The sequence below is a fragment of the Nocardia nepalensis genome (genome assembly GCF_048910785.1).
Lineage (GTDB): Bacteria > Actinomycetota > Actinomycetes > Mycobacteriales > Mycobacteriaceae > Nocardia > Nocardia nepalensis.
Map to the genome: position 1 here is coordinate 438,242 of NZ_JBKBET010000028.1, position 17,091 is coordinate 455,332.

Here is a 17,091-nt window from a genome sequence, read left to right on the forward strand (position 1 = left end):
CATGTGTCATATCCGCTGTAAAGTTGGCTGTATGGCGGTGCGCATGAATATCTCGATGGATGACGACCTCGCCGCCCGCCTGCGTGCGGCCTCGGACGACAAGTTGAGCGACTACATCTCGAAGGCCGTGCGCCGGCAGTTGCTCGAGGATGAACTCAGGGCGCTGCCCGATAGCACCGGGACCGAATGGGCGAAGGACGCCGAGCAGTCTGCCGAGCACGTATTGTTCGGCCGTGCCAGCTGAACCCACCCGTCAAGGCCAGATTTGGAATCTCGTCAGCCGGATCTCCGGGCGTCGCGCGACCGTGGTGATCGTGGACTCCGATGTGGTGATTCGCCAGCGCCCCATGCTGGTCGCGGCGCCGGTGCGGGAGGCTCGCGAAGTGCCGTCACGCCATCAATTGCTCACCGTCGCGGTGCCCGAGGGCTCGCGGGTGATCGCGTTGTACGACATCGCGATCGTTGCGAAGGACAGCCTCACCGAGCAGGTCGGTGAGCTCGCACCGGAAGTGCTCGAGCAGGTCAAGATCGGGCTTCGGGCTCGATTCGACCTCTGACCCCGCGATGTGGCGAACCGGAGCAAACCGGACACAGCCACGCCGAATGGGGGTCGGTCTCGACGGCCGCGACCGACCCGCTACTACCCTGTTCCCGGTGACCGACTCCGTTGACGGCCTGCCGTACGCCGCACCCGCGCTGTGGGATGAGCGGTTGCGGCTGTTTTCCTTCGCTACGGCTGAGAAGCGGGCGGAGTACTTGTGGGTACTGCGGGCATTCGACAGTGCGCGCGCGGCGTATGTGGTGTTGTTGCATGCCGACGATGTGGCGGCCTGGATCGAACGCAGCGGGGTCGATGCGCCACCGTTGACGGGGGTGGAGATCGGGCCGCTGCTGGATCAGCTGCATCAGTGGGGTGTGGTCGAGCGCAGTTACGACGGGACGCGGGCGGCAACACTCGCGGAGTATCGGAATCGGCACTACGTCTATCAGCTGACTCAGGCCGGGTTCAAGGCGTATCGGGCGGTCGCGGGAGTCCTCGAGGCGCGGCTGGATGAGGCCGCGCTATCGCGACTGGTGCTGCCGGAGTTGCTGGCGGATCTGAACACCCTCGCAGATGCGAATAAGGCCGGTGATGCCGAGCGCGTCTATCGGACGCTGCGTCGTCTCGATGCCGCGCTTTCGGATATGGCGGCGCGGGCCGCTCATTTCTATCTCTCGCTAGGCGATATGGTTCGCACGACCGAGATCACCCCCGAGTCCTTCCTCGCGCACAAGGACGCGCTGCTCGCGCATATGCGCGAATTCAGCATGGATCTGGCCCGCTTCGCGCCGCGCTTGGCCGCCGCGATCGGCGAGATCGAGGAGACCGGAGTCGACGAACTCATCGCGCGGGCCGCGAGCTGCGACGAGCGAGTGCTGCTGAGTGTGGCGGAGCGACAAGCGGATTGGCGCGCACGCTGGCAGGGTCTGCGGACCTGGTTCGTCGCGACGGCCTCCGATATTCCCGGCGAATCGTCCGCGACCGAGGCGGATCGGCTGCGGGAGGCGACCATGAGCGCCATTGCCGCCGTCCTGTCGCTCTTGCGGCGCGTTACCGAGACGCGCAAGGGCGGGGTGAGTCGCGAATCGGCGCTGCGGCACCTCGCGGGCTGGTTCACCGCCGCGCCCACCGCCGATAGCGCACACGCACTCTTCGATGCCGTCTTCGGTCTCGGCAGGCCGCGCCACCTGTCGCTGGAACATCCGGATGCGGATCTCATCCCCGCGATCCGGTCCTGGTGGGAGGCGCCGCCACTGGAGATCTCGCGCACCCTCGCCGAAACCGGCAGACCGGCACAGGCCGGCGCCCCGGCCCGAATTCAGCGCAACGACGCCGGAATTCGCCGACTCCGCGAGGCCCAACTCGACGCACAGCGTGCCCGCGCCGAGGCCGCCAAATCCCTGGCCGCCGCGGATGTGCACGACCGCGTCCTCGACGAACGCGAGACCGAAGTGCTGTTGCGCCTGCTCGACGCCGCCTCCACCGCATGGGTCCCGGTCAGCGGCCGCGTCGACGGCACCACCGGCTCCGACAGCGGCGTAACCCTCACCGTCACCGCACATCCCGGCTCGACCGTGGTCCGCACCGCCCGCGGCCTGCTGCATTTGAACAACCGGCGACTAGATGTGAAGCAGACGACGCGCGGGCGGCGCGCATGATCCACGCCCGCCGCGTCAACCCACTCGCCCTTGACAACTACCAGCGCGCCGCCCGGGTGATCCTCGCCAATCACCTGGTCACCAGGACCTATCCGGACCGGATCGCGCTGCCGCTGATCCGGCGCTGGGCCACCGAACTCCGCGAAGACCTCGCCGAACTTTTCGGCTACCGACTCGAAGTCACCGAGACGACGGCCCGCGTGTTCCCGATCATCGATCGCCTGGATTCCGGCAAACCGGCCCGCGCCGTCACCGAACGCGTCTTCGACCGCCGCCGCTACGCCTACTTGGCCTTGGCCCTGGCCGCCCTCGGCCGCGCTGGCGATCAGATCACGTTGTCGGAGTTGGCCGAGCAGGTCGCCGCCTACACCGGCCGGGTCGACGGTCTCGAACTCGCACCCGACCGCGCCGCCGATCGCGACGCCTTCGTCGATGCCGTCGGCTGGCTCGCACACCGTGGTGCGCTCACCCTGGCCGACGGCGACGCGGGCGGCTGGGCGGCCGATCCGGAGGCGGGCGAAGCGCTCTATGACATCGACCGACCGGTGGTCTTCGCCCTGTTCCGCCCGCCACGCGCGCTGCAGCATCTGCACAGCGTCCGTGGTCTGCTCACCGAGGACGCCGTGGCGCACGGCCCGGCCGCCAATGCGGCGGCCGCCGATGCCGCGCGCCGGGTGCGCCGCAACCTCGTCGAACGTCCTGTCGTGTACGCGGAGGATTTGGCCTACGACGAACGACCGCTGCTGATGCAGGACCGGGTCATCGCGGATGTCGAACTGTTCACCGGGCTGCGCGCCGAACGCCGTGCCGAGGGCGTGGCGCTGATCGATGTCTCCGGCCGTCTGTCCGATGTCCGCTTTCCGGGCACCGGCACGCTGGCGCAGGTGGCGCTGCTGCTGGTCGGTGAGATCGCCGATCGCGTACTCGATATCGACAACCCGGTACCGGTCCGCCCCGGCGCGCCCGATCCGGCCGTCGCGCTGGCCGAACAGCTCGATGGCGCCATTCCGGAATCGACCGTCTTCGTCCCGCTCGCCGATCTCCCGTCGACCGATCCCGAAGTGGTGGAGCAGGATTCGGACGCCGATGCGCAGGCGTTGGCCGCTGTGCGCGCGAACTACCCGTTCGTCGAGGCCGGCTGGGTCAGCGAAACCGTGCAGGCACTCACCGACCGCTACGGTGTCACCTTCGCGGCGCAATGGCAGGCCGATGTGCCCGGGCTGACCAGGGAGGTGACCGCCCTGCTGGAGCGGCTGCGCCTGGTCCAGGTGGTCGAGGACGGACTGATCGTCCTGCCCGCCCTGGCTCGCTACCGTGGCGCGGTGGTCACCGTCCGCACGAAGCGGGCCGCCGAATTGTTCGTTACCGCCTCCGACACCCTCGGGGCCGACAGCGTTGGTACGGAAGGGATCTAAACCATGTCGCTCATCCACGGCGGAGTGCGGTTCGTCCCGACCCGCGCCGGGATCATCAACCTGTGGGACTACCGCGACCAGGAGTACTGCTTCGCCGACGGCAGGCTGGTGCTGCGCGGCCCCAATGGTTCCGGTAAGACCAAGGCCCTGGAGGTGCTGTTCCCGTTCGTGCTCGACGGCCGGATCGAACCGCGCAGGCTCAACCCGTTCGCCGGTGAAGAGCGCACCATGAAGTCGAACCTGTTGTACCGCAAGCAGGAATCCGCGTACTCGTATGTGTGGATGGAGTTCGCGCGCGGTAAGTGGGACGATCCGGAGGTCGTCACCATCGGCATCGGCATGCGCGCCACCCGCTCCTCCGATAAGGTCACCCGCTGGTACTTCGTCGCCGACGGCCGTGCGGGCGTCGACTTTTCGCTCATCGGTCCCGACGACCGCCCGCTCACCCGCAAGCAGCTTGCCGAGCAGATCGGCACCGACGCCATCGTCGACCGTCCGGTCGAGTACCGCAACGCGATCGACGCGCGCATGTTCGGCCTCGGCACCCAGCGCTATGACCAGCTGATCAACCTGATCCTCACACTGCGCCGCCCACAGCTCGCGAAGAACCTTGATCCGCGTGGACTTTCGCAGGCGCTGACCGACGGTCTGCGCCCGCTCGACGATCAGCTGATCCTGGACGCGGCCCGCTCGTTCAGCGATATGGAGGAGGTCGGGCGCACCCTCGAGGGACTGGTCCACGCCGACAACGCAACCAGGTCCTTCGTCGACGTGTACCGGAAATATCTTGCGGTACAGGCGAAGACCGATGTCGATCAGGTGCGCACCCGCCTGGACGCGGTGACCCATGCCAGCACCGCACTGTTCGCCGCCACCGCGCTGCGCGAACGTCGCGAGGCCGAGCGCACCGCCGCCGAGGCCCGCGCCGACGACGCCGACCGCGCCTACGAACAAGCCCTCTCCGACCGGGAAACCCTGCAGCGCTCCAGCGCCTACGAGGGCAAGCAGCAGCTCGACGATCTCGCCGACGCGGTGCGCCGCCTGGAGACCTCGGCAGGTGTACACAAAGACAAGGCATTGAAGGCCCGCCAGACCCTGGATCAGCGCAGCCAGGAGGCCGAACGCGCCAAGGCGGCCGTGCAGAACGCGGCTGCCGCATTGGCGCGCGGTGAGGACGAATTGCGCGCCGCCGCCGAAGAGGCCGGCATCACCTGGGCCGGACTAGCCGATCAGGCCCGTGGCGACCAGCTGACCGCGGCGGTCCGCGGACATGCCGAGGAGCGCGACGCCGACGTGCGGGCGGTTCGCAAGGTACTCGGTCTGATGGATTCCGCTACGGCCGAACGGACTCGAGCCGAACAACTGGCCGAACGGGCACGGGCGCTACGCGAATCGGCCGTCGCCGAGGTCTCCGCCGCCGAGGCCGCCGTCGTGCTCGCTCGCACCCGAGCCGCTGGCGCACTGCGCACGTGGTGGGACGCGCATCGGGAGGTCTACTCCCCCATTCAGAAAGGCCTGTTCGAAGCGCTCGACGCGGCATTGGCCACCGCGGGCTCCGACGAGGCCGCCGGTGTCGCCGAGGTCCTGACCGAACACTCCGAAACGCTGCTCGACGACATCCGGACGCGCCGTCAGGAGGCCCGCGCCACCGCCGCGCTGGTCGGTGACCGACTCATCGAGCTCGGAGCCGAACGCGATGAGGTCGCGGCCCAACGTGACGAGGCCCCACCGGTTTTCGCTGCCCGCGCGCGCAATGCCGAGGGTCGTGCGGGTGCTCCGCTGTGGCGGCTGGTCCGTTTCGCTGATGCTGTGACGCCACAGCAGGCCGCGGGCATCGAGGCCGCCCTGCACGCCGCCGATCTGCTCGACAGCTGGGTGTGCGCGGAATCCGAACGGCCGGAATACACCTCGGATCAGTTCCTGGTCCCGCTGCCGCTCGAGGCCAGGCCATCCGGTCGCACGCTCGCCGATGTGCTTGTCGTCGAGGATGATTCGGCCGACCTCACGGTGCCTGAGCAGGTTGTGGCCGATGTTCTCGCCTCCATCGCACTCTACGACAAGGACTCCGATCTCGGCCCCGAGGTCGCAGTGAGCACCACCGGCGGGTTCCGCCAAGGCGTCCAGGTCGGCCGCCATCACAAGCCCGACGCCGAATTCATCGGTGCCACCGCCCGCGCCAAGCGCCGCGAAATCCGGCTCGCCGAGCTCGCGGCCGCGATCGAAGCGGCCGAGGAAGCCCAGCGGCAGGCCCGGGCCGACGAAGCCGCGGCCACCGCCGAACTCACGCGAATCTCCGCGGCCGCCAAGGCATTACCGCGTCCCTCCGCCGTTACCACCGCCTTGCGCGCGGTATCGGAATCCGCGGGCATGATGCGCTCGCGCTCCGAGGCGGTCGCGCAGGCCGAGCGCGATCTCGACCAAGCGGTGGCCGAGGCGTCGGCCATCGAGAAGAAGTTGCGCTCCGTCGCCCAGACCCACCGCACCCCGCGCGACGCCCGTGAGATCGATGCGCTCGCCGCCGCCATCCGCCATTTCGAGAACACCGGAACCGGCCTGCTGCGGCTGCGCGCCGACCACGAACGGGAGCGTGAACGCGAACGCGAGGGTTCGGACCGGTTCGAGGAGGCCCGCGATCTGGCCGAGGCCTTCGCCGAGGAGGCCGAGGCCGCCAACGCGGGCTACCAGGAGCAACTGCGCAAACTCGAAACCCTGCGCGAGGCGCTCGGCGCGGGCGCCGCCGATATCGATCGCGAACTCGAACAGGCCCGCGCGAAGATCGAGGCGACCAGGGCGGAGCAGAAGGCCGCCCGCAAGGCGGCCAATGAGGCGATCGAGGCGATCGGTGACGCCGAGGCGGCCTACCGCACCGCACACGAATCCCTCGGCACCGCGCTTACCGAAGTCCTCGCCGATGTGAAAGCCCTTGCGCCCTACGCACAACCGGATCTGCTGACCTTGCTCGGCGCTCCCGCCGACAGCCGCTGGCCGAGCAGCGACGCCGCCTGGTCGACCTCCGAACAACTGCTCTACCGCATTTCGGCGGCCGGACCGCAGGTCGAACCCCAGGTGCTCCCGGACGAGGTCGCCGAACTCTTCGACAACCTCACCGCCGCAACCTCTTCGGTGCGCGCGGGCGAGGCCGCCCGCAAGTCCACCCGCAGCGCGGTGACCTCGGCACTGCAGGAATTCGACGCCGCGCTCGCCGGTTCCGGCCGTGACTACCGGCTGCAGTGGGATGCCGCGGACGGCCTGACGGTCGTGCAGGTCCAAGACGACAACGGCTTGTCCGCCCTCGCGGATTTCGCCACCCGCATAGCCGCCGCCCGCCGCGATCAGGAACTGCTGCTCACCGACGCCGAACGCCGGATCCTCGAGGACGCACTGCTCACCGGTCTTGCCCAGCAGATCTACGAACGCACCAGCGACGCACGCGATCTCATCGCCCGGATGGGCGCGGAGATGAAACAGCGCCGCATGTCTTCGGGCAATACGATCGGCGTGCACTGGGTGCTGTCTGACTCGCTCTCGGATGCGGCCCGCGCGATGTGCAAGCTGCTCGACCGCGACGCCTCCGCACTCGTCGCCGAGGATCTGGCGGCGATCCGCGCCCACTTCGCCGCCGAGATCCGCGCCGCCCGCGCCGCGCACCCGGAGCGTTCGTATCCCGAAATCCTCGCCGCGACATTGGATTACCGGACCTGGCGGGTGTTCTCCTTCACCCTCATCGCCGCCGACGGCAGCGAGGACAAGCTGACCGTGGCCCGGCACAGCGCGCTCTCGGGTGGTGAGCAGTCGGTGTCGCTGCATCTGCCGCTGTTCGCGGCCGCGCACGTCATGCTCGATTCCGCCGATCCGCAGGCCCCGCGCCTGCTCGCGCTGGACGAGGCCTTCGCGGGCGTCGACGACAACGGCCGCAGCGAATTGCTGGGCTTGAGTGTGCAATTCGACCTCGACCTGTTCATGACCGGTTATGACCTGTGGATCACCTATCCGCACGTCCCCGGATGCGCGCACTACGATCTCGCGCACTCTGCGGCCGAGAACACCGTCAGCGCAACGCTATTGGTGTGGGACAGCGGCGATCTGCTCGCCGAACACGACGGCACCGACCTCACCGCCGCCCTCGGCTCCCCCAACCGCCGCCGCGTCCCGAACGGGATCGAGGGCGGCCTCGCACTGGACAATATGCCGGGCGCTCCCGCTCCCGTTGGCTGAAACCCGAATGGATAGTAGTGTCTTCGAGCTCCACCCCGCCCCACCGCAAGGTCGCCCTCGCCACCCTGGTCGGCACCACCCTCGAGTGGTACGACTTCATGCTCTACGGCACGGCGTCCGCGCTGATCTTCAGTAAACAGTTCTTCCCCACGTTGAGCCCCGCCGCCGGAACCCTGGCGGCATTCAGCACCTTCGCCGTGGGGTTCGGGGCGCGACCGATAGGCGGGCTGCTCTTCGGCCACTTCGGCGACCGGATCGGTCGCAAGACCACCCTGGTGGTCTCGCTATTTCTGATGGGCCTCAGCACGCTGCTGATCGGCGTGATTCCGAGTTACGGGAGCATCGGATTCTGGGCTCCGGCACTGCTGGTCGTACTGCGGCTGCTGCAGGGCGTCGGACTCGGCGGCGAAGGTGCGGGCGCGGTGGTGCTGTCGATGGAGCATGCGCCGCCGGGACGGCTCAACCGGTACGCCAGCTTCCCGCAGATGGGCACACCGGCGGGGCTGATCCTGGCCAATGCGATCTTCCTCGGCACCAGCGCGCTGCTGTCGGAGTCGGCATTCCTGTCCTGGGGTTGGCGAATTCCGTTCCTGCTCAGCGCTGTTCTCGTCATTGTCGGGCTTTGGGTCCGGTTGGGGATCACCGAATCCGCGGCCTATGCCGAGCTCGTCCAACGCGGCGAGGTCGCGTCGTTCCCGCTCCGCGACGCCCTTCGGGTCGGACCGGCCCGGCTGCTGCTGATCCTGTCCGCTGCCATCGCGACCTCGGCGGTCGTCTATGTCTTCATGGTGTTCACGTTGACCTATGGCACCAAGGCGCTCGGGTTCAGCCGAGACTTCCTACTGCTCGGCGTCATCATTTCCGCCGTTTTCTGGTGTGCCGCCATGCCTTTCTGGGGCTCGCTCGCCGACCGCTACGGCACGCGCCGGATATTCCTCGCCGGTACCGCCGCACTGACGGTGTGGTGCGCGGTGTACTTCCCGCTGCTGAACACCGGAAACAAGGCAGTCGTCTTCCTCGCGCTGCTCGGCATGGGCGTGACGCTGCCCATCAGCCACAGCGTCGGCGGCATCATTGTCGCCGAACTCTTCCCGCCATCGGTTCGCTACTCCGGCACGTCGCTGATCGTGCAGGTCTCGGTCATCCTCGGTGGCGGCCTCGCCCCACTCATCGCGACCGCACTGTGGACCGTGGGCTCGTCCTCGGCGGCGGTCATCTGCTACATCGTCGCCATCTGCGCGTTGAGCACGATCAGCACCGCGATCCTGTCCTGGGCAATGCCGAACCGAGCATCCGAGGGTCACGCCGAGACCTCGACACCCATACCGGTCGGCTGAGCGGATCCAGCAGGAGCCGCTCATCAACCGAGCACCGATTCCGCGGGCCCAACCACCGCGGAATCGGGGCCGAGGGCGGCCCACCTGGTCCGGGAGTTCGACGATCCAGACCGAGATCGCGGACTCGTACCGGTCGGCTGACCGCTACAGCCCGAACGAACCGCTCAACCACGGCGGGAGCGGAATCGACGGCAGGACCGGGAGGACCGGCGGGATCGGTGACGACGGCGCCGGGGCGGTACCACCCTCGCTCGCATCCGCGCGTAGCGCCGGGCACGCTCCGCCCGGAGCTGTGGCGAGTTCGAAGTGCCACCATTCGTTCTGGTAGATCCGGCACAGGCCCCAGCGGTTTCCATTCGCCTCCAGCCACTGCGCCCCGGCCTGCGGCCCGACGTCGATCGCCCGGCCCTGCACATGCGGCGACTCGTTGGGCGGCAGCACCCATCGGCGCGCCTCGTCGGGGCTGCCGTAGGTTCGCACCCCGTCGTCCCACAGCGCCTGCTGCTCGGCGGGGGTGCGGTAGCCGGAGTTGATGTACAGCGCGACACCTTCGGCATGCGCCTGGTTCTCCGCCATCGTGTACGCCGCCGCGAGCCCCGGCTCCAGCCCCTCGGTCCCGCTCGCGTTCGCGGCCACCGCGCGCTGCTCGACCGGCGCGGCCGTGGCGGTGGGCATGGACAGCCCGGCAGCGACGATCACCGGGAGCAGGGCGGCAGGCACCCCCAGCAGGGTCCGGGCACGAAGCGTGAGCAGCATGTCAGCGATAGTAACGGCCCGGCGAACGAACACCCCGCATCTACTCCCTGGCGGCCCACACCGCAGCACCGATCAGCCTTAGCAACACACCGGCGAACGAACGGACACCACCTTGTCCGAACGGACGTCATTCACATAGCTTTCCACATACACACAGCACAATAAATCACCAATGTCCGAAACATCCTGTGCCACGCCCGATTTGTCGCAGCGGAAATCCCCCTGTCCACAATCTATTCCAGTGTTGTGGATCACGATCACCAATCCACAGCAAACCCCGAGAAAACCGGAATCTACAGCGCCTTCACAAGTTTCACGACCTCGCCCGAATCCCCGCCGTCGACGAATTCGAGCCACACGCGATCCCCCGTACGCAGTGGCGAATCGGACTCGATCACCGCATCCCGCACCGTGAACTGCTCGCAGGCCTCGGTCGTCACGACCCCGAAGCCGCCGTCTCGATCGGCAACCCAATGCCCCACGATCGCCCACATGAGACGCAACCCTATTGCACCGCAAGCACTTCCGCTCCGACACAGAGTGGTGCCAAAACATAGCGGGTGGCTATCGCGCACAGCATATGAGCCGTGCTTGATAGCCACCCGCTATGTGTAGCGCTGATCGGCGATGCGTCAGCGGCGCATGCAGTCCGAACCCCGGATCGCGTCGGCCGCTTCACGATTGCGATCGATCCGCTCGACGATCTCCGTCCCGTGCGTCCGGGCGTAGGCGATCGCGATCTTGATCTTGCGCGACTGCAGATCCGATTGCTGACTCAAGACGGCGATCCGGCGTTCCACCGGTCCGTCGAGTTCCTGCAGGCGCGCAACGACTTCCCACACATCCGGCCCGGCGGCCAGCGCCGCCCGGCGGTCGGAGATGGGCCCGCGAAAGACGATCCCGGGATGGTCGAGCTGATCGAAGCCCTCCCGGATGAGACGGTTGAGTAATGCGGTCGAACTGGTTCCCTCACGAGCGGCGCGCTCGGCCAACCGATGGCTGGCGAATTCCGAGATACGAAATGACGTATGCATTGCCCTCCTCGGACTCGATCGACACCAGTGCGGTGATGTACCCCCGATCAAGGGTGCCTCGCCTCGGCGGAAATGCCACCCGGCAACCGGGGTGACACTTCCGTGTCCGTGCCATGCCCTTGCGGTCGAACCCCAGGTCCGGGGGCGTTTCAGACGCGTTCGGCGGAACGGGTTCGCACGCGCAACGCAATCGGTTTCTGTGTTTCGGCGAAGAAGTCGTTGCCCTTGTCGTCTACAACGATGAATGCCGGAAAATTTTCGACCTCGATCTTCCAGACCGCCTCCATGCCCAGCTCCGGATACTCCAGGACCTCGACGGATTTGATGCAGTCCAGCGCCAGTCGCGCCGCGGGTCCACCGATGGAACCGAGGTAGAAACCGCCGTGTTCCTTACACGCCTTGGTCACCTGGGCCGAACGATTGCCCTTGGCCAGCATGACGAAGGATCCGCCGGCGGCCTGGAACTGGTCGACGTAGGAGTCCATCCGGCCCGCGGTGGTCGGACCGAAGGATCCCGAGGCGTAACCCTCGGGCGTCTTGGCCGGACCGGCGTAGTACACGGCCATCTCACGCAGGTATTCCGGCATCGGCTCACCGGCGTCGAGGCGTTCCTTGATCTTGGCGTGCGCGATATCGCGGGCGACGACCAGCGGGCCGGTCAGCGAAAGCCGGGTCTTGACCGGGTATTTCGACAGTTCGGCGCGGATCTCCGACATCGGCCGGTTGAGGTCGATCTCGACCACATCGCCGCCGAGGATGGAATCGGTCTGCTCGGGCAGATAGTGCGCGGGTTCGCGCTCGAGCTGTTCCAGGAACACACCCTCCGGCGTGATCTTGGCCAGTGCCTGCCGGTCGGCAGAGCAGGAGACCGCGATCGCGACCGGGCAGCTCGCGCCGTGGCGGGGCAGGCGAACCACGCGCACGTCGTGGCAGAAGTACTTGCCGCCGAACTGCGCGCCGATGCCGAAGGACTGGGTCAGCTTGAAGACCTCTTCCTCCAACTCCAGATCCCGGAAGGCATGCGCCGCGAGCGAACCCTCGGTGGGCAAGCTGTCCAGGTAGTGCGCCGAGGCGTATTTCGCCGTCTTCAACGCGAATTCCGCACTGGTGCCGCCGATTACGACCGCCAGGTGGTACGGCGGGCATGCGGCGGTGCCGAGGGAGCGGATCTTCTCGTCCAGGAACTCCAGCATGCGCGTGGGGTTCAGGACCGCCTTGGTCTCCTGGTACAGGAACGACTTGTTGGCCGAACCGCCACCCTTGGCCATGAACAGGAACTTGTAGGACGGATGCGCGGGATCGCCCGCGGTGGAGTACAACTCGATCTGCGCGGGCAGATTGGTGCCGGTGTTCTTCTCGTCCCACATGGTGATGGGCGCGAGCTGTGAGTAGCGCAGGTTCAGCTTGGTGTAGGCGTCGAAGACACCGCGGCTGATCCATTCGGCATCGTCGACGCCGGTCAGCACGCCCTCGGACTTCTTGCCCATGACGATCGCGGTGCCGGTGTCCTGACACATCGGCAGGATGCCGCCCGCGGAGATGTTCACGTTCTTGAGCAGATCGAGCGCGACGAAGCGGTCGTTGCCGCTGGCCTCGGGATCATCGATGATCCGGCGCAGCTGGGACAGGTGCGCCGGCCGCAGGTAGTGGCTGATGTCGTGCATCGCCTCGGCGGTGAGCAGGCGCAGCGCCTCGGGTTCGACCTGCAGGAAGGTGCGACCGTTGTGTTCGAAGGTGCTGACGCCCTCGGTGGTGATCAACCGGTACGGGGTGTCATCGGCGCCGATCGGCAGCAGATCTGAATAGCGGAAATCCGGCGCGGTCACGGACGCACTCCTTCGGGCGGGCCTGGATCGGTCTACGCAGGCTGGTCACGAGCACAACGAGGGTATCCACCGATCAGAGGCCGACCGTTGCTTAGGCAAGCCTCACTAGTGCATCGGTCCAAAAGGTTGCACGTTCAACCCCAGCAGTGCTACCTCTCAGGTCTGGCAGTTGTCGCACGACAAGCGCGGCACGACAATTCACTTGACATGTCAGAGTTTGGAGCGCTCTCGTGACCGATCCCCACTGGCTCGATGACGTCGAAATGCGTGCGTGGGTGGGATTTGTGCGCACCCGCGACCTCATCGCCGCCGCGGTCGGGCGCGACTCATCCCGCGAGTCGAACCTCACCTACGTCGAATACTCGGTGCTCGCCTATCTAGCCGACGCGCCCGATCACCGACTCACCTTCGCCGATCTCGCCGCCAAACTGGAATGGTCGCAGAGCAGGTTGTCCCATCAGATCACCCGCATGGAGAAGCGCGCGCTGGTCGCCAGGGAGCCGATCCCGGACGACGCCCGCCGCACCGCCGCGCGGCTCACCCCGCGCGGCGCCGAGGTGTTGGCGACGGCCGCGCCCGCACATGTGCAGAGCGTGCGCAGACATATGATCGACGTGCTCGACCGCAAGCAGCTGGCCGCCCTCGCCGATATCTACGACACGCTGCTCACCCATCATCGAAGAGCTGCGGCCACCGAATAACCCCCGGTCAAGCCGACTGCCCGGCGTCCGCTGGTACGCCAAGCGCCCGCTCGAACCCGTCCGGCACCACCAGATCGCCCCGATCGAGATCGCCGATGCTGGTCTTACGCAGTCCCAATAGCGCCGAATCAATACCGCCACGCAGGATGTCGAGCACATTCTCGACGCCCGCCTGCCCGTTCGCGGCCAGGCCCCACAGATAGGCCCGCCCGATCATCACGGCGCGAGCCCCCAGCGCCACCGCCTTCACCACATCACTGCCGCGCCGGATGCCGCCATCGAGCACCACCTCGACCTGCGACCCGACCGCCTCGGCCAGCACGGGCAGGGCCCGGATCGCCGCCGGAGTGCCGTCGAGATTATTGCCGCCGTGATTGGACACCGAGATCGCCGCGACACCGGCGTCGACCGCCCGCCGCGCATCGTCGACCCGCATCACCCCCTTGAGCATGACCGGACCGTCCCACTGCTCGCAGATCCAGTCCACATCCGCCCAATCGGGCGCGGGCGTGCCCATCCACTCGCCGTACGCACCGAAAAAGCCCGGTGCGGGTCCGTCGCCGACGGCCATATTCGGCGCGGTGAGATCCGGAATGTGCCCGGAGCGAACGTAGGTCGCCAGCCAGCGCGGCCGCGCCAGGGTCTGCGGCGCGAATTTCAGCATGGTCTTCAGGTCCAGCTTTTCCGGGATCACCGGGCTGCCCCAGTCGCGCCCGTGCGAGAAGGACCAGTCCAGGGTCAGGATCAGGCCGACCGCCCCCGCCGCCTTGGCCCGCGACATCCGTTGCAGGATCTCGTCTTTCGAGCCACACCAGTACAGCTGGAAGAACGTCGCCGGGTTCGCCGCGATGACCTCCTCGACGGGCTTGCTCGCGAAAGAACTGAGCCCCATTGCGATTCCACGGGCCGCCGCCGCGCGCGCAACGGCCACCTCACCATCCGGGTGCACCGCCTGCACACCGGTCGGCGAGATCAGCACCGGCATCGAAAGCTGCTGTCCCAGTACGGTTGTCGATTGATCGCGGTCGCCGATCGGGCCCGCGCAGTGCGGCGCGAAGCCGAGTTCGGTGAAGGCCTGCTGGTTTTCGTCGATGGTCTGGCCTCGCTCGGATCCGGCGATCAATGCGCCGTACACCGACCTCGGCAGTCGTTTCTTTGCCCGCCGCTGCGCCTCGGCAACGGTTTCGAACCAGGGGTTCACGACAGGGTTCCTTTCGGGGAAGCCACCGGCCACCACAGCCGGGTCTGTTCATTCAGGTCAGTGGTCAATTGATCGAGCAGGTCATCGCCCTCATCCGCGCTGGCGCCCGTCGGATCGCCGAGGACACCATTGGCGCTCACCGCGCGCACTCCCCCGGCGCGCAATAGCGGCAGGATCTCGGCCAGTGGCCTGGTATCGCCCGCGACGGCGCGCTCGGCCCGCACCACATCCGGGCGCAGCGCCAACTGCATCGATGTCTCGGCGCGACCCGCGTGCGGATCGCCCGGATAGCGCGGCATGAACACCCGCACGTCCCGGGATTCGGTGCGCAGCAACGTCTCCGCCGTGCGCAGCGGTTCGAGATTGCCGCCGTGCCCGTTGACGAGCACGATGCGGTCGAAAGTATCGGTCGCCGAACGGCACAACTCCACGATCAGCAACTCGAGAGCCGCCTGTCCGATCGACAAGGTCCCAGCGAAACCGGCGTGCTCACCGCTGGATCCATACGGAATCGCCGGTGCCACGAGCACATCGGGTCGCAGCCCGGCCAGCCGCGCGCACAGTGCCACCGCGATATCGGTATCGGTGGACAGCGGCAGATGCGGTCCGTGCTGTTCGGTCGCCCCCACCGGCACGGCCAGGATCGCGCCCGCCGCGGCGCGCGCACCCGCCTCCGGCCAGGTCAGCCGCGCGGCCACACTGTGGTCCGCGACACTTTCCAACATGCCGCGAGATTATCGTCAGTCACTGACATAATCAATAGCCGTGACAGATGCCAGGGTGCGGGGCCGGCCACGCGGCACAACCAAGCGCGAACTCGAACTGATCGCCATGCGACTGTTCACCGAACAGGGCTTCGACGAAACCACCGTCGACCAGATCGCCGCGGCCGCGGGCATCAGCGGGCGCACCTTCTTCCGCTACTTCCCCACCAAGGCAGAGGTGCTCTGGTACCAGTTCGACGACGAGGTCGCGGCCCTGCGCGCGGCCTTCGCCACCGTGCCCGACGAGGAACCGATGATGACCGCCGTGCGCCGAGTCGTGGTGAACGCCAACCGATATCGCGCCGAGGACGTCCCCGAACTGCGCGTTCGCATGCAGCTCGTCGGCGCCGTTCCGGCACTCGCCGCCACCGCGGGCGCGCACTACGACGCCTGGGAACGGGCCGTGAGCGCCTTCGCCGCGCGACGACTGGGCGAACCCGAGGACGGCCTGCTCGCGATGGCGGTCGGCCGCACCACGCTGGCCGCCGCGCGCGCCGCCTTCGACGCCTGGCTGACCCGCGCCGATGCCGACCTCACCGTCTATCTCGACGAGGCGCTGGCGGCACTGGCCCGTGGATTCGCATAGCCCGCCGGGAAGGCCGGATCTACCATCGAGCTAACGGCAGGTTTCACCGGCGACCGGGATGGGGTATGACTAGGCTCGGTATCGGCGCGGCCGAATGCACGACTATCCCGACAATCCCGTCGAAAGGGGCTGGAGTTTCCATGTCCGAGGTGTCCATGAGCCTTTCGGCGGATTCCCTGCCCGTAGGACCGGTCGACAACCTGCTTCCGCAGCTGGTCGAACACCTGCGGCAGAACCGAACCGGGCTGCGTGAAGAGTGGGCGAGGCGCATTACCGAGGCCCAGCTGCTGACCGCGATGACCCCGGAGGAAATCTTCTCCGAGGCGACCTCGATGTACGACAACTACGTCGAGGTACTCGTGACCGGTAGCGTCGAGGCGCTGCAGGCCTACGCCCGCGATCTGTCCGAGCGCATTATTCCGAGAGGAGTCGAGACCGACGAGGTCCTCGGCATCGTGCTGCTCCTGCGCGACGTGCTGGCCCGCTCGCTGTTCGAGAAATACCAGGCCGACTTCGAATTACTGAACGCGGTACTAGATGCCTACGAGCCGGCCGCGAACCGCATCGCGAGCACCGTCGCCATCTCGTTCGTGCAGGAGCGCGAGCGCGTCATCCGCCAGCAGCAGGAAGCCATTCGCGAGCTGTCCACCCCGGTGCTCCAGGTCCGTGAGCAGCTGCTCATTCTGCCGATCATCGGTGTGCTCGACTCGCAGCGCGCCCGTCAGCTCACCGAACAGCTGCTGCGCGCCATCCGCGCCAATCGCGCGAAAGTGGTCGTCATCGACATCACCGGTGTCCCCGCGATCGACTCCACGGTGGCCAACCACCTGGTGCAGACCGTTGACGCATCCGGCCTGATGGGCGCCAATGTCATCATCACCGGCCTGTCCTCCGAGATCGCGCTCACCCTGGTGACCATCGGCCTGGACCTGTCCAAGATGAACGCGGTCGGCGACCTCCAGGGCGGTATCGAAGAGGCCGAACGCCTACTCGGCTATGAGGTGACGCGCGTCACGGATCGCATGCTCACCGAGCGCGATGGGCGCTGATCGGGCCC

Annotated in this window: 15 protein-coding genes; 9 read left to right on the forward strand and 6 right to left on the reverse strand. The window is 67.4% G+C overall.

Going from position 1 to position 17,091, the window contains the following annotated elements:
- Positions 1-31: 31 nt before the first annotated feature.
- The 6 genes from ACHQ4I_RS22745 to ACHQ4I_RS22770 all read left to right on the forward strand — a co-directional run bounded on the left by ACHQ4I_RS22745 (position 32) and on the right by ACHQ4I_RS22770 (position 9,166).
- Positions 32-244, forward strand: coding sequence for a hypothetical protein (locus tag ACHQ4I_RS22745; protein ID WP_420773815.1), 213 nt, complete (start codon positions 32-34; stop codon positions 242-244).
- A complete protein-coding gene (locus tag ACHQ4I_RS22750; protein ID WP_420773816.1) occupies positions 234-557 on the forward strand; it encodes a type II toxin-antitoxin system PemK/MazF family toxin in 324 nt (107 codons plus the stop codon). Before ACHQ4I_RS22745 ends, ACHQ4I_RS22750 begins: the two co-directional genes overlap by 11 nt.
- Positions 558-711: 154 nt before the next feature.
- Positions 712-2,199 (forward strand): TIGR02677 family protein, encoded by a 1,488-nt coding sequence (locus ACHQ4I_RS22755; RefSeq protein WP_420774180.1) that lies wholly within the window; start codon positions 712-714, stop codon positions 2,197-2,199.
- Positions 2,199-3,614, forward strand: a complete 1,416-nt coding sequence (locus ACHQ4I_RS22760; RefSeq protein WP_420774181.1) for a TIGR02678 family protein — start codon at positions 2,199-2,201, stop codon at positions 3,612-3,614. The genes ACHQ4I_RS22755 and ACHQ4I_RS22760 overlap by 1 nt, the downstream gene beginning before the upstream one ends.
- A gap of 3 nt (positions 3,615-3,617) precedes the next feature.
- Complete coding sequence (locus ACHQ4I_RS22765; protein ID WP_420773817.1) at positions 3,618-7,829, forward strand: TIGR02680 family protein; 4,212 nt, start codon at positions 3,618-3,620, stop codon at positions 7,827-7,829.
- A 17-nt stretch (positions 7,830-7,846) separates the two neighbouring features.
- The gene (locus tag ACHQ4I_RS22770) at positions 7,847-9,166 is read left to right on the forward strand and encodes an MFS transporter (RefSeq protein WP_420773818.1); all 1,320 of its coding nucleotides are present in this window, start codon (positions 7,847-7,849) and stop codon (positions 9,164-9,166) included.
- A 144-nt stretch (positions 9,167-9,310) separates the two neighbouring features.
- On the opposite strand, the gene ACHQ4I_RS22775 is transcribed toward ACHQ4I_RS22770, so the two are convergent.
- The 4 genes from ACHQ4I_RS22775 to ACHQ4I_RS22790 all read right to left on the reverse strand — a co-directional run bounded on the left by ACHQ4I_RS22775 (position 9,311) and on the right by ACHQ4I_RS22790 (position 12,782).
- Positions 9,311-9,922 carry a M15 family metallopeptidase gene (locus ACHQ4I_RS22775; protein ID WP_420773819.1) on the reverse strand — a complete coding sequence of 204 codons (612 nt, stop codon included), beginning with the start codon at positions 9,920-9,922 and terminating at the stop codon, positions 9,311-9,313.
- A 293-nt stretch (positions 9,923-10,215) separates the two neighbouring features.
- Positions 10,216-10,416, reverse strand: a complete 201-nt coding sequence (locus tag ACHQ4I_RS22780) for a hypothetical protein (protein ID WP_420773820.1) — start codon at positions 10,414-10,416, stop codon at positions 10,216-10,218.
- 138 nt (positions 10,417-10,554) lie between these two features.
- The gene (locus ACHQ4I_RS22785) at positions 10,555-10,914 is read right to left on the reverse strand and encodes a hypothetical protein (RefSeq protein ID WP_420773821.1); all 360 of its coding nucleotides are present in this window, start codon (positions 10,912-10,914) and stop codon (positions 10,555-10,557) included.
- Between the two features lie 191 nt (positions 10,915-11,105).
- Complete coding sequence (locus tag ACHQ4I_RS22790) at positions 11,106-12,782, reverse strand: fumarate hydratase (protein ID WP_420773822.1); 1,677 nt, start codon at positions 12,780-12,782, stop codon at positions 11,106-11,108.
- A 230-nt stretch (positions 12,783-13,012) separates the two neighbouring features.
- On the opposite strand from ACHQ4I_RS22790, the gene ACHQ4I_RS22795 reads away from it, so the two are divergent.
- Positions 13,013-13,483, forward strand: coding sequence for a MarR family winged helix-turn-helix transcriptional regulator (locus ACHQ4I_RS22795; protein ID WP_420773823.1), 471 nt, complete (start codon positions 13,013-13,015; stop codon positions 13,481-13,483).
- Positions 13,484-13,490: 7 nt separating this feature from the next.
- Here the strand turns inward: ACHQ4I_RS22795 and mftD are convergent, their stop codons facing one another.
- On the reverse strand, positions 13,491-14,684 hold the full coding sequence (gene mftD, locus ACHQ4I_RS22800) for a pre-mycofactocin synthase MftD (RefSeq protein ID WP_420773824.1): 1,194 nt from the start codon (positions 14,682-14,684) through the stop codon (positions 13,491-13,493).
- A complete protein-coding gene (gene mftE, locus ACHQ4I_RS22805) occupies positions 14,681-15,409 on the reverse strand; it encodes a mycofactocin biosynthesis peptidyl-dipeptidase MftE (RefSeq protein WP_420773825.1) in 729 nt (242 codons plus the stop codon). The genes mftD and mftE overlap by 4 nt, the downstream gene beginning before the upstream one ends.
- A 40-nt stretch (positions 15,410-15,449) precedes the next feature.
- Here mftE and mftR point away from each other — a divergent pair, with 40 nt between their 5' ends.
- Both mftR and ACHQ4I_RS22815 read left to right on the forward strand, forming a co-directional pair.
- Positions 15,450-16,034, forward strand: coding sequence for a mycofactocin system transcriptional regulator (mftR, locus tag ACHQ4I_RS22810; RefSeq protein ID WP_420773826.1), 585 nt, complete (start codon positions 15,450-15,452; stop codon positions 16,032-16,034).
- A gap of 140 nt (positions 16,035-16,174) precedes the next feature.
- Complete coding sequence (locus ACHQ4I_RS22815) at positions 16,175-17,083, forward strand: STAS domain-containing protein (protein ID WP_364381271.1); 909 nt, start codon at positions 16,175-16,177, stop codon at positions 17,081-17,083.
- The last annotated feature ends 8 nt before the right edge of the window (positions 17,084-17,091 follow it).

What these genes read in the sequence shown, in the direction of transcription:
- ACHQ4I_RS22765 (WP_420773817.1), top strand. Translation starts at nt 3,618, where the DNA reads ATGTCGCTCATCCACGGCGGAGTGCGGTTCGTCCCGACCCGCGCCGGG.
- ACHQ4I_RS22780 (WP_420773820.1), bottom strand. Translation starts at nt 10,416, where the DNA reads ATGTGGGCGATCGTGGGGCATTGGGTTGCCGATCGAGACGGCGGCTTC.
- mftE (WP_420773825.1), bottom strand. Translation starts at nt 15,409, where the DNA reads ATGTTGGAAAGTGTCGCGGACCACAGTGTGGCCGCGCGGCTGACCTGG.
- ACHQ4I_RS22745 (WP_420773815.1), top strand. Translation starts at nt 32, where the DNA reads ATGGCGGTGCGCATGAATATCTCGATGGATGACGACCTCGCCGCCCGC.
- ACHQ4I_RS22815 (WP_364381271.1), top strand. Translation starts at nt 16,175, where the DNA reads ATGTCCGAGGTGTCCATGAGCCTTTCGGCGGATTCCCTGCCCGTAGGA.
- ACHQ4I_RS22775 (WP_420773819.1), bottom strand. Translation starts at nt 9,922, where the DNA reads ATGCTGCTCACGCTTCGTGCCCGGACCCTGCTGGGGGTGCCTGCCGCC.